The 13,670-nt window shown below is 59.6% G+C and carries 8 protein-coding genes; all 8 read left to right on the top strand.

From position 1 onward, the window contains the following. Positions 1–408: 408 nt before the first annotated feature. Positions 409–927: a 50S ribosomal protein L10 gene (gene rplJ, locus KBC96_14730; protein ID MBP6965649.1), complete on the top strand. Its 519-nt coding sequence runs from the start codon at positions 409–411 to the stop codon at positions 925–927. Between the two features lie 72 nt (positions 928–999). Then, complete coding sequence (gene rplL, locus KBC96_14725; protein ID MBP6965648.1) at positions 1,000–1,380, top strand: 50S ribosomal protein L7/L12; 381 nt, start codon at positions 1,000–1,002, stop codon at positions 1,378–1,380. A gap of 211 nt (positions 1,381–1,591) precedes the next feature. Next, positions 1,592–5,656, top strand: a complete 4,065-nt coding sequence (gene rpoB, locus KBC96_14720) for a DNA-directed RNA polymerase subunit beta (GenBank protein MBP6965647.1) — start codon at positions 1,592–1,594, stop codon at positions 5,654–5,656. Between the two features lie 2 nt (positions 5,657–5,658). Continuing rightward, positions 5,659–10,005 carry a DNA-directed RNA polymerase subunit beta' gene (rpoC, locus tag KBC96_14715; protein MBP6965646.1) on the top strand — a complete coding sequence of 1,449 codons (4,347 nt, stop codon included), beginning with the start codon at positions 5,659–5,661 and terminating at the stop codon, positions 10,003–10,005. 404 nt (positions 10,006–10,409) lie between these two features. Continuing rightward, the gene (gene rpsL, locus KBC96_14710) at positions 10,410–10,781 is read left to right on the top strand and encodes a 30S ribosomal protein S12 (protein MBP6965645.1); all 372 of its coding nucleotides are present in this window, start codon (positions 10,410–10,412) and stop codon (positions 10,779–10,781) included. Positions 10,782–10,796: 15 nt separating this feature from the next. Further along, positions 10,797–11,267 carry a 30S ribosomal protein S7 gene (gene rpsG, locus KBC96_14705; protein MBP6965644.1) on the top strand — a complete coding sequence of 157 codons (471 nt, stop codon included), beginning with the start codon at positions 10,797–10,799 and terminating at the stop codon, positions 11,265–11,267. 50 nt (positions 11,268–11,317) lie between these two features. Continuing rightward, entirely contained in the window at positions 11,318–13,414 is a 2,097-nt protein-coding gene (gene fusA / locus KBC96_14700) for an elongation factor G (GenBank protein MBP6965643.1), read from the top strand. A 142-nt stretch (positions 13,415–13,556) separates the two neighbouring features. Further along, positions 13,557–13,670, top strand: a 114-nt coding sequence (locus KBC96_14695; protein ID MBP6965642.1) for an elongation factor Tu, incomplete at its 3' end; no start/stop codon positions are given.

Here is a 13,670-nt window from a genome sequence, read left to right as displayed (position 1 = left end):
AGGAGCGCGCGCAGAAGGCGAAGCGCGCCCGCCAGAAAGCCCTGGAAGCGCTGGCGGCATAGTGATGAAAATCAAGTCCGCGAGACACGAGCCCAAAACAAATGTACACACTCCAGCAGGAGTGACCAGAATATACGCCGGGCGTTGACACGTCCGGCCGACGTGTGCTAGTATAACAAACAATCGAATAGCATACGCGCCGTAGACAGCAGGTGCCGCTTGTGGCCTAAGGGATTCCGCGAATCCGCCCGCCGAGGCTGGGAACGAGCCGTCGGGGTGCTTCCCCGGCCGGATAGTGTCTCTTTGAGGGACTCCCGCTGTCTATGGGAGTCCCTTTCTGCTTTTCGGGCGGCCCCGCGCGGCTCTGCGTGCGTCCGCCGACCGTTGCAACACGAGGAGGTGAATGTATTGCCGAGAGAAGACAAGGTGGAGCGAGTCAGCGAACTCAAGGGCGATATCGAGAGTTCGACCGCCTTCTACCTGACCGACTATCGAGGGCTGAGCGTCAGCGAGATATCACTGCTGAGGCGCAGTCTCCGGGCAGTCGGCGCCGAGTACAAAGTCGTCAAGAACACTCTGCTGCGGAGAGCTGCCGAGGGAATAGACGATCCGGGGCTGACGGAGACGATGGCCGGACCCACCGCTATCGCCTTCGTGCGCGAGGATCCGATCGCTCCCGCAAAGACGATTGTGGATTTCATCAAGGACCATAAGACGCTGAGCGTCAAGGGCGGGTTCATGGACGGACGGTTCTACGATGCGACGAGCGTCCATGCCCTGTCCCGGGTTCCGCCGCGGGATCAGTTGCTTGCGCAACTGGTGGGGTCCATGCAGGCTCCGATCACCGGACTTGTGGGCACGATGCAGAGCATGATGTCAAACCTGGTCTACACCCTTCAGGGCGTGGCCGACAAGAGAACCGAGTAACCGCCACGCCGAGCGGTCGTACCGATCGGTGAGAGCGGATACAGTACACAACATCGGGAGGAAAACAATACAATGGCAGACAAGCTTGCGAAGATCATCGAGACTATAGACGGTCTCACGGTTCTGGAACTTAACGACCTCGTGAAGGCTCTTCAGGAGAAATACGGCGTCAGTGCGGTTGCCCCGGTTGCCGCGGTAGGCCCGGCTGCAGCCGCGGCCCCCGCCGAAGCTGCTGAGGAGAAGAGTTCGTTCGACGTCATACTGGCCGGCGCCGGCGAGAAGAAGATCCAGGTCATCAAGGTCGTCCGGGAGCTGACGAGCCTTGGACTCAAGGAAGCAAAGGACCTCGTGGAGTCCGCGCCCCAGCCCATAAAGCAGGGCATTGCCAAGGAAGAGGCCGAAGAGATCAAGGCGAAGCTCGAGGCCGAGGGCGCGAACGTCGAGGTGAAGTAGGGTTCTCGACCGATCGCTTGACCATCTCGTGGCTTGCCGGCCGGAGTTGGGCCGGACTGGCCTCATACCGGGGGTTCGATGGCATTTCGTCTCGAATCCCCGGTTGTTTTTGTGCGTGTTCAGAAATAATCCCTCCCGTTGTCGCGCGAGCCTTGACAAACCTCAGACTCACTGCTAAAATAACACTTTGTGTCTGACTGAGGAGGGAAACATGAGAACTACCCAGCATTCGGACCGCCGTTCCCACGAGACTTACGCACAATCGGATATGCCGAACCTGATAGAGATCCAGACGGACTCCTATCGCTGGTTTCTGCAGGAGGGCCTCCGCGAGCTGTTCCAGAGTTTCTCGCCGATGTCCGATTTCACTGGCAATATTACGCTCGAACTCCTCGACTATACCCTGGGCGAACCGAAGTACAGCATTGAGCAGTGCCGCGACCGCGACATGACCTACGAGGCGCCGATAAAGGCGAAGGTACGTCTCGCCGGCGCCGGCAAGGAAGTCATCGAATCCGAGGTATATCTCGGAGACCTGCCCCTCATGACCGAGAAGGGCACTTTTGTAATAAACGGCGCGGAGCGGGTCGTCGTAAGCCAGTTGGCCAGGTCGCCGGGTGTATACTTCAAGGACACTCTGGACCTCAGCGGTCGGGTTCTCTACTATGCCACGATTATCCCGAACGACGGCGTCTGGGTGGACGTCGAGACCGATGCGAATGACGTAATCACGGTGCGCATCGGGCAGAACCGAAAACTGCCGATCACGACGCTCCTCCGCGCGCTGAATATGTTCGAAGTCGCGTGCCCGACTTTCGAGATGGTTTCGCTTGGCGAGGCCGAGGGGCGCGTCGCTTCTCAGCCTATCGTTGATCAGGTAACCGGTGAAGTCATCGTGGAGGCCGGCAAGCCGATCAACGCCAAGACGGTGAAACTGCTCGCGAAGGCCGCGTTGCCGACGGAAGGCATCGAGGTCGAACGACCGTCCACGCCCGCGGACACTACACCCGAAATCGTCGAGTTGTTCGGCGTGCGCGAGACGCTCCGCCAGCCCACCAAGGAAGACCTCATCAATGCCCGGGTGCTGACCGACATCGTCGAACCGAAGACCGACAAGATACTTCTGAAGGCGTACGGCAAGATCGAGAAGGAAGTCGCCCGAAAGATCGAGGCCATGAAGGTGCCTGAGCTGGAGATCATTCGGGTGGATAAGTACATCGAGGCGACCTTGGGGCAGGACCCGACTGCCGGCAAGGAAGAGGCTCTGCTCGACATCTACCGAAAGGTGCGCCCCGGCGATCCGGCTACCACCGAGAGCGCGCGCAGCCTGCTCAACTCGATATTCTTCGACAGCAGGCGATACGCTCTCGCCAAGGTCGGCCGCTACAAGCTGAACAAGAAGCTGGGTCTGCGACTTCCTCTGGGCGTCAGAACGCTCACCAAGGAAGACCTGATCAGCATCATCAGATATGTTGTGGAACTAAGCAGCGGCGAAGGCTCCACCGATGACATTGACCACCTGGAAAACAAGCGCGTCCGCTCAGTAGGTGAGCTGCTTCAGATGCAGTTGCGTATGGGTTTCCTCCGCATGGAGAAGGTCGCCAAAGAACGGATGACCAGCCTCGATTCCGAAACCATGATACCTCAGGTAGTCCTGTCCGTGAAGCCGATCTCGGCGAGTATCAAGAGCTTCTTCGGAAGCAGCCAGTTGTCGCAGTTCATGGATCAGACGAATCCGCTGGCCGAGCTCACGAGCAAGCGTCGGCTGAGCGCGCTCGGACCCGGAGGCCTCAGCAGGCAGAGCGCAAAGCTCGAAGTGCGCGACGTACACCACTCTCACTACGGCAGAATATGCCCGATCGAGACTCCTGAAGGCCCGAATATCGGCCTGATCGGTTCGATGGCGGTCCTAGCCAAGATAGACGAGTTCGGCTTTCTGAAATCTCCTTACCGCAAGGTCGTTGACGGTCGGGTGACCGAGGAGATCGTCTACATGACAGCCGACGAGGAGCATCAGTACAGGATCGCTCCGGCGAACACCCCGATGGATCCCAAGGGCAAGATCGTGGAGGAACACGTGGTCGTCCGCTACGAGAGCGCGTACCCCGCCGTCTCGCCTGGGGAAGTCGATTACATGGATATCTCGCCGATGCAGATATTCAGCGTCGCCACGGCGATGATCCCGTTCCTCGAGAACGACGACGCGAACCGCGCGCTCATGGGTTCGAACATGCAGAGGCAGGCCGTCCCGCTTCTGCGGAGCGACGCGCCGCTCGTCAAGACCGGTGTCGAGCACAGGGCGGCGCGAGACTCGGGCGCGACCGTGGTTGCAAAGCGCCCCGGCAGGGTCAAGAGAGTCACCGCGGAGCAGATTTCGATCCAACTCCGCGACGGGAGCATTGACGAATACAACCTCATGAATATGGTTCGCTCGAACCAGGCGACCTGTATCACACAGAAACCGATCGTCAAGCCGGGCCAGCGGATCAAAGAGAACGACACGATAGCCGACGGCCCCTCAACCGACGAGGGCGAGTTGGCGCTCGGGCAGAACGTGATGGTAGCCTTCCTCCCCTGGCACGGCTACAACTACGAAGATGCGATCCTCCTCAGTTCGCGGATGGTCAAGGACGACGTTTTCAGCTCGATCCACATAGAGAAGTACGAGATCGAGGCTCGCGATACGAAGCTCGGCCCGGAGGAGATAACCAGAGACATCCCGAACGTCGGCGAGGACATGCTGAAGGACCTCGACGAGAACGGCATCGTGCGAATCGGCGCCGAGGTTCGACCCGAAGACATCCTGGTAGGCAAGGTCGCTCCAAAGGGCCAGGGCGAACTGACCGCCGAGGAACGGCTGATCATCGCCATATTCGGCAAGAAGGCTGAGGAGACGCGCGACGTCTCACTTCGCGTACCTCACGGCGAGAAGGGCAAGGTCATCGCGACGATGGTCTTGTCCCGGTTCAAGTATAAGTGCAGCCGCTGCGATACGATTTTCAACTTCAGCAGGAAGCCGGACAGGACGGTGTGCGATCGCTGCGACGGCGATCTGGAGAGGCTGGCGGGCGACGAACTCATGGCAGGGGTGAACCAGCTCGTGCGGGTATACATCGCCCAGAAGCGCAAAGTTATGGAGGGTGACAAACTCGCGGGGCGTCACGGCAACAAGGGCGTCATCTCAAAGATCGTTCCGGAGGAGGATATGCCCTTCCTGCCGGACGGTCGGCCCGTGGACATAGTCCTCAATCCGCTCGGCGTTCCTTCGCGCATGAACATAGGCCAGATCCTGGAGACGCATCTCGGTCTCGTCGCCGCGAAACTCGGACTTCAGTATGTGAACCCGATATTCCGTGGCGCTCGCGAGAAGGAGATTCTCGGCGAGCTTGAGAAGTTCGCCCAGGTTCTGAGAGCCGAGGCGGTGCACCACTTTGCGACGGTTGATCTCGCTCTCGACGTCGGCGACTACACGCAGGATCTGCAGGTTGACGACCTGCTCGCCAGGGTCAAGGAGCGGTTGGCGTCTCTCCCCGCGAAGGAACTCGAGGATGCCGCGCGCAGGGTGAACGCCCCCGCGGTAATGGATCCTGAGGAATACGACAAAGAGGTTCAGCGGATCGAGGCCGCGGCGGAGGCAGGCGAGGAGATCGAACTGAAACCTGCGCCGAAGAGATATAAGCTCGATGAGATGGTTGCGCTGGTCAAGGATCGTGTCTTCGAGCGCACCGGATTCGATCCGGCAACGGGCAAGACAAGGTTGATGGACGGGATGTTCGGTGAGCCGTACAGCCAACCGGTGACCGTAGGCATCATATACATGCTGAAACTGGCGCACCTGGTGGATGACAAGATACATGCGAGGTCCACCGGCCCCTACTCGCTGGTGACGCAGCAGCCTCTGGGCGGCAAAGCTCAGTTCGGTGGACAGCGATTCGGCGAGATGGAAGTGTGGGCGCTGGAGGCCTACGGGGCCGCGTACACACTCCAGGAGATACTCACGATCAAGTCGGACGATGTTCTCGGACGAGTCAAAACGTACGAGTCCATCGTCAAAGGCGACAGCATGCTCGAGCCCGGCGTTCCAGAGTCGTTCAAGATACTGGTCAACGAGCTTCAGAGCCTTGGGCTGAAGGTGACGGTTGAGGACTCTCGAGCCAGAGAGATTGATTTGAACGACAGGGATGAGGACTCCTCCGATTCGGACGAGTCCCGCCGCATATACGTGGAAAGACGGCGTCAGCTAGCTGGGTCGTCCGGTGATTTTGAGGGAGGCTAGACATGACGGATGCAAGTACTTTCGACAAGATACGCATAGGTATTGCTTCCCCGGAGGAGATTCGTGCGTGGTCGTGCGGCGAGGTGAAGAAACCCGAGACCATCAACTATCGGACGTTCAAGCCCGAGCGCGACGGTCTCTTCTGTGAGAGAATATTCGGTCCGGTCAAGGACTGGGAGTGTCACTGCGGCCGCTACAAGAAGGTGAAGTTCAAGGGCATCGTGTGCGATAGATGCGGCGTAGAAGTGACCCGCTCCAAGGTCCGTCGGGAGAGAATGGGCCATATCGAACTGGCGGCGCCCGTCTGCCACATATGGTACCTGAAGGGCGTTCCGAGCCCACTCAGCCTGATTCTGGACATCTCACCGAAGCCGCTGGAGAAGGTGCTGTACTTCGCCTCCTTCATAGTGACGAAGGCGGACCGATCGCGGATCAACAGTGAACTCGAAGATATTCGGCGTGCCGTGAGTGCTGAGGTTGCGAGCCTCGAGGAGCAGAGAGACGAGCATATAGCCAGCGCGCGCCGCGGGGTGGCAAAGGCGCTGAAGGTCGCGGATGTCGAGCCCGTCGAGGCCGAAGAGAGCGAGGAGGCCCCCGAGGCGCTGGGTCTCGAGGATGCAGATGAGGAAGCGGCCGTCTTGGTAGTGCCGGATGCCGACGAAGAGGATCTGGCGCCGATGGAGGAAGATGCAGACGAGCCGATAATCGAGCTGACACCGGCCGAGCGCGAGAGGGAACTCGCAGACGTAGTCAAGACGGAGGAAAAGGAAGCCGAGGAACGATCTAACGAACTCATGGAGGCGCTGAAGCTTCTGGAATCCGCCGAGAAGCGCCAGCTCATAACAGAAGATCAGTATCGGGGCTTGGAGAGGCTGATGGATGCGCTTAGCCGCAGGCTCGACCGGGATATGTCAGGTCTGATCGAGGCCGGCCTGGGCGCAGTCGCCATCCGCGAACTGCTCACCGAGATTGACATTGAAGCCCTGGCCCGCGAGTTGCGACAGGAGATTGGCCACACCCAGGGTCCGAAGCGCGCAAGAGCCATCAAGAGACTCGAGGTCGTCGAAGCCTTCATCAGTTCCAAGTCCCGGCCTGAGTGGATGATCCTCGACGCCGTGCCTGTGATCTCCCCCGAACTGCGCCCTATGGTGCAGCTCGACGGCGGGCGCTTCGCAACATCCGACCTGAACGACCTGTACCGGCGCATCATCAACCGGAACAACCGGCTGAAGAAGATCATAGAGATCCGCGCGCCGGAATCCATCGTGAACCACGAGAAGAGACTTCTGCAGGAAGCGGTTGACGCTCTGGTGGACAACGGACGCCGCTCGAGGCCGGTCGTCGGTTCCAACAACAGGCCGCTCAAGTCGCTGTCCGATATGCTCAAGGGCAAGGAAGGCCGCTTCCGGAAGAACCTGCTCGGCAAGCGCGTTGACTATTCCGGACGGTCGGTTATCGTTGTCGGTCCAAACCTGAAGCTGCACCAGTGCGGCCTCCCCAGGGAGATGGCGCTGGAGTTGTTCAAGCCTTTCGTCATGAAGGCGCTGGTCGAGAAGCAGTTCACCAGCAACATCAAGACCGCCAAGCGCATGATAGACAAGATGCGCCCCGAGGTCTGGGATGCCCTGGAAGAGGTGATCAACCAGCACCCCGTCATGCTGAACCGTGCTCCGACCCTGCACAGGCTCGGCATCCAGGCTTTCGACCCGGTGCTTGTGGATGGAAAGGCCATCCAGGTGCATCCGCTGGTCTGCCATGCCTTCAACGCGGACTTCGACGGCGACCAGATGGCCGTGCACGTCCCGCTGTCGTCATCTGCCCAGGCGGAGGCCCGCATTCTTATGCTGTCGAGCAACAATCTGTTCTCGCCGGCTGACGGGCATCCGATAGTTTCTCCGATCCAGGACATTGTTCTGGGTGCCTACTATCTAACGCAGAAGAATGAGACCGACCCCTTCCCGGAGGTGTTCGGCGATCCAGACGAGGCTGTGCTCGCGCACGAGGTCGGCAGTTTGGACCTGCATCAGCCTATCAAGGTGCGCATCACGGATGCCGATGGAACGAGAGAAATCCGAGAGACCACGGTCGGGCGGTTGATCATGAACCGAGTTCTGCCGGACGGCCTGCCGTATGTGGACCGCGTCATGAACAAGAAGGCCATCGCCGAGTTGGTGAACGACGTCCATAAGCAGTTTGGCAGCGAGGTCACAATCAAGCTTCTGGACGACTTCAAGTCGCTGGGTTTCAAGTACGCCACCAAGGCGGGCGTCACCATTTCAATGACCGACATGGACATCCCGGCCCAGCGCGAGCTGATCATCAGCAATACCGAGCAGTCCGTGGACAAGGCCAACCAGCAGTACCGAAGAGGGTTGATCACCCAGGGCGAGCGCAAACAGAAAGTGCTCGATCTGTGGACCAAGGCCTCCGAGGATGTGGCCCAGGCCATTCTGGACAACATTGACAACTTCAATCCGATCTACATGATCACCGACTCGGGCGCGAGAGGAAGCGCCAAACAGATCACCCAGCTCTCCGGAATGCGCGGACTCATGTCCGACCCGTTCGGCAACCTTATCGAGGACCTTCCCATCAAGTCCAACTTCCATGAGGGCTTGTCGGTACTGGAGTATTTCATCTCGACTCACGGCGCAAGGAAGGGTCTCGCGGATACTGCTCTCAGAACCGCGGACGCGGGCTACCTCACGCGCAGACTGGTGGACGTCGCGCAGGACGTGATAGTCCGAGATGAAGACTGCGGCACGAACCAAGGCATCTACGTTGCCGAGATCATTGAAGAAGGCGATGTCATCGAGACGGTCACCGACAGAATCCGGGGGCGGTTTGCCACTGAGCCGATCGTTGATCCGAAGACCGGTGAGGTGCTCGTGGACGCCGGCGAGGAGATCACCAATGATCTCGCGGAGCGCATACGAGATGTGGGCATTCAGCGCGTGGGCATTCGCTCCCCTCTGACGTGCGAGTTGCGGCAGGGAATCTGCAGCAAGTGCTACGGGCGTGACATGGCTCGGGGCGCGCCGGTAGAGATTGGCGTTGCGGTCGGCATTATCGCGGCTCAGTCTATCGGAGAGCCCGGCACTCAGCTCACCATGAGGACATTCCACACGGGAGGCGTTGCGGGCAAGTACCTGACCGGAGTCGCCGAGGTCAAGAAGAAGAAGCAGGAGTCCCTGCGGGAGCTTCACGACGACATCAGGCGTGGGCTCGTCTCATTCGAAGACGGCGGCGAAGGTGGAGTCGAGCGAGAGCGCGTCAGGGCGGTACAGGCCGTCCTGAAAGTGCTGGAAGACCAGGTGCGGGGTCTGCTGAGAGTTGTCGAACTCTTTGAGGCCCGGAAGCCGAAGGGGCAGGCCATCATCACCGAATCGAGCGGCAAGGTAGTGGATATCGAAACCAAGGGTCTCAAGCGGGTTGTGATCCACTCGCCGGTGACGATCGAGAAGCCCAAGGCTCTTGCTGGAGAGGTTCTCGGCGAGGTGATCAAGGACGCCGATGGAAAGGTGCTCTTCGAAGCCGGGTCCGAAATCACAGAGAAGAACGTCCAGAAGATTAAGGACATGGGTATCGAGCAGATCGTCGTGAAGAAGACCCACCTGGTTCCCTACAGGGGCAACCTGGAGGTCAACATCGGCGACGAGGTCGAGGCGGGCGACAGGCTCACTGAAGGTCCGCTCGACCCGCAGAAGGTGCTTGAGCTTCGAGGCGTACGCGGTGTGATGGACTATCTCGTGCGTGAGATACAGAGCGTCTACAAGTCGCAGGGCGTCTCCATCAACGACAAGCACGTCGAAGTAATCGTCCGACAGATGCTCAAGAAGCGGAAGATTCGCGAGGCGGGTGACACCCACTTCCTTCCCGGTCAGATCGCGGATAAGTTCGACTTCGAGGACGAGAACGCTCGCGTGCGCGCGCTGGATCCGCCGGGATCCGAGGCCACTGCGGACTGGGTTCTGCTCGGTATTACCGAGGCGTCGCTCGCCACCGACAGCTTCCTCTCGGCGGCATCGTTCCAGAAGACCACTCGCGTGCTCACCGATGCGGCGGTGAAGGGCAAGCGAGACAATCTGGTAGGCTTGAAGGAGAATGTCATTATCGGCAGGCTGATCCCGGCGGGAACGGGTCTCCCTGCGTACCGCGCGATCGAGGTCGAGTCGGATGACCCGCGGTCCCGGTTGCAGCCGGAACAGGACATGGCCGCCGTCGCCGAGGAACTGATCCCCATCGGCAATCTCGATGAGGACGACGAGGGGCCGGCCGTTGTGCTTGTGCCGGATTCTCCGGAAGAGCTGGAGGGAAGCCCCAAAGAGTCATCGGAGGCGGAGATATGATGTGATGCCGTGCGGTCGCGGGCCGTTCTTGGCGGGGCGCGACTGCATTTTCGTCAAAATGACCTGCTCGAACGTATTGACAAGGGCCCAGCTATTCAGTATACTGTAACGGTTTGGTTGCACTCCAGCGACACCGAGGGTTGGAAGGCCGACCGTCAGGCTCTTGTCAGAGAGGCTTACTGCCCGAAGTGTTCGCGTTTAATAAGGGGGCGATTGGAGGTACTATTACCTCCGTACACACACTGTACTGATAGATGACGACATCAGCCGTACGTCTCGTTGCCCCCGGAGTGTGTTCGAGGGGCATTTTTGTTGAATGGGCGGCCCCGGCCGGGGTCTGACGCGGACCTGAATATGACGAGGGCACACGGTCGCGACCAGAGTTACGCAAAGGAAGGAACGCTATGCCGACAATCAACCAGTTGGTGCGAAAGGGACGCAAGAAGGTAGTCAAGAAGACTTCGGCTCCAGCGCTGAAGGGCACCCCTCAGAAGCGCGGTGTCTGCCTGGTGGTGCGAACCGTTCCGCCGAAGAAGCCGAACTCGGCTCTCCGGAAGATCGCGAGAGTCAGGCTGACCAACGGCATCGAGGTCACCGCCTACATTCCAGGCGTCGGGCATAACCTGCAGGAGCACTCCGTAGTGCTCGTTAGAGGCGGGAGAGTCAAGGATCTTCCAGGCGTGCGCTACCACATCGTCAGAGGCACCTTGGATACTGCCGGCACGCGCGACCGCAAGACCAGTCGCTCCAAGTACGGAGCCAAGCGCCCCAAGTAATGTGGAGGAGTATCAATGCCTAGAAAAGGACCTGCCCGAAAGCGAGAGATCACGCCTGATCCGGTGTACAACAACAGGCTGGTCGCAAGATTTGTCAACCGCATGTTCACCCGCGGCAAGAAGAGCGTCGGTGAGAAGATATTCTACAGTGCTCTGGAAGAGATTGAGTCGAAGGCCGGTCGGCCCGGCATTGAGATCTTCGAGCAGGCTGTCAGAAACGTCATGCCGATCGTCGAAGTCAAGCCTCGCAGAGTCGGCGGCGCAACCTATCAGGTCCCTGTCGAAGTCCGCGCCGACAGGCGCATGGCGCTCGCCATCCGCTGGCTCGTGACATTCGCCCGGAAGCGCCCGGGCCGCACTATGGTAGACAGGCTCGCGGGAGAGTTGATGGACGCGGCGAATAACGCCGGCGCATCCATAAAGAAGAAGGAAGACGGCCACAGGATGGCCGAAGCGAACAAGGCTTTCGCGCACTACAGATGGTAGCTGCTGCTGGAACTGCTTTGCGCACCGAGCTATCAGTCCGGAGATCAACCGTGTCGAGGCAATCTCACCTGGAGAAAACACGAAATATCGGGATCGCCGCCCACATAGACGCCGGTAAGACAACCACTACCGAGCGGATATTGTTCTACTCCGGCAAGATTCACCGCATGGGTGAGGTGCACGACGGCACGGCTACCATGGACTGGATGGCTCAGGAGCAGGAGCGTGGGATCACGATCACCTCGGCGGCCACCACCTGTCTGTGGAAGGATCACACGATAAACATCATTGACACCCCCGGGCACGTGGATTTCACCGTTGAGGTCGAGAGGTCCATGCGCGTGCTGGATGGAGTCATTGCGGTCTTCTGCGCGGTCGGCGGGGTTCAGCCGCAGTCTGAGACGGTCTGGCGTCAGGCGAACAAGTATCGCGTGCCGAAGCTCGCGTTTGTCAACAAGATGGACCGCCTGGGCGCGGATTTCTACCGAGTGGTGGAGCGTATGCGAGAGCGCCTGGGCGCGAATGCCGTTCCGGTGCAGATACCGATCGGCGCGGAGAGCGTCTTCAAGGGGTTTGTGGACCTCATTCACATGACGGCTACGGTGTACAGAGACGATGTTGACGGTGAGTCGGAGCAGATCGATGTCCCTGAGGACCTCGTGATTACTGCCCTCGAGCACAGGGAGCATATGATTGAGGCGCTGGCCGATGTGAACGAGGAGTTGATGGAGAAGTATCTCGAAGGCCGGAAGGTTACCGCCGACGAGATCGCCGCGGCGATAAGGTTGGGCACTGTGTCGGGCAAAATAGTGCCCGTGTTATGTGGCTCTGCGTTCAAGAACAAGGGTGTTCGGGCGCTGGTGGATGCGGTCGTAGACTACCTCCCGTCGCCGCTCGATATTGATGCGGTTGTCGGGGTTAACCCGAAGTCCGGAGCCTCGGAAGAGAGAGCGCCGTCAGACGAAGAGCCGTTTGCGGCTCTTGCGTTCAAGATCATGACGGATCCGTATGTCGGAAAGCTGACATTCCTGCGGTCCTACTCCGGGACGTTGACTAAGGGGTCATATGTCTTCAACGCCAACAGCGGTCGGCGTGAGCGGATAGGACGCATCCTGCGTATGCATGCTAACCATCGCGAGGACATGGACGAGGTCCACGCGGGCGACATCGTAGCTGCGGTCGGCCTGCAGTCCACCGTGACCGGAGATACGCTCTGTGCTGAGAAGAGTCCGATCGTGCTGGAGTCCATAGATTTTCCCGATCCGGTCATCTCGATCGCGATCGAGCCGAAGACCAAGGCCGACCAGGACAAGCTCTCGGCGGCCCTGGGGAGGCTGTCCTCCGAGGATCCGACATTCCGGATCAGAACGGACGAGGAGACGGGCCAGACGATCATCGCCGGGATGGGCGAGTTGCATCTCGAGATCATCATAGACCGCCTTTTCCGGGAGTTCAACGTCGAGGCAAATCACGGTAGGCCCCAGGTTGCCTATAAGGAGACTATCACCGTCTCGGCCAAGGGTGAGGGCAGGTACGTACGGCAGACCGGTGGGCGCGGGCAGTACGGGCACTGCGTCATTGAGATTTCTCCTCTGCCTGCGGGAGCGGGATTTGAGTTCGTCAATTCACTAGTCGGCGGCTCGATACCTAGGGAATACGTCTCGCCGATTGAATCCGGCATCAAGGAAGCGCTCGAGTCGGGTTTGTTGGCCGGCTATCCCGTTGTAGACGTCAAAGTCACGCTTCTGGACGGCTCTTACCATGAAGTTGACTCGTCCGAGGTGGCCTTCAAGATCGCCGGGTCCATGGCGGTCAAGGCCGCTCTGACGAAGGGGCGTTCCGCGTTGAAGGAGCCCGTGATGGCGGTCGAGGTGGTCACGCCGGAGTCATTCATGGGCGACGTCATTGGCGACCTGAACTCCAGGCGCGGTCACATTCACGGAATGGAGCCGGGTCACGGCGGCACCCAGGTCATCAAGGCCGAGGTGCCTCTGGCGGAGATGTTTGGATATGCCACCGGTTTGCGTTCACTTACGCAGGGCAGGGCATCTTACACGATGGAGCCTTCGAAGTATCAGGAGGTCCCGAAAACGGTTGCGGAAGAGCTGGTTGCGAAGACCCAGGGGCGGCAGCTCGTGACGCGTTGACCGCAGGGAGGTTTGTTGGAGAGCGCAGGGACGGCAATGGGAGTTTGATTATGCCCGGGGCTTTTCAACATTCCGATTTTGTGGTAACATTGCAAAGTTCGCGCCCTCTGGGAGTACATGTGCTTTTAAGGAGGCATAAAAGATGGCTAAGCAGCGGTTTGAGAGGACAAAGCCGCACGTAAACGTGGGAACGATCGGCCACGTTGACCACGGCAAGACGTCGCTGACGTCGGCGATGACGACGATACTTTCGCAG

It is taken from the genome of Armatimonadota bacterium (genome assembly GCA_017993055.1).
GTDB lineage: Bacteria > Armatimonadota > UBA5829 > DTJY01 > DTJY01 > JAGONM01.
The sequence above is the reverse complement of the archived record's forward strand: the minus strand, read 5'-3'. Positions and strand labels throughout refer to the sequence as shown.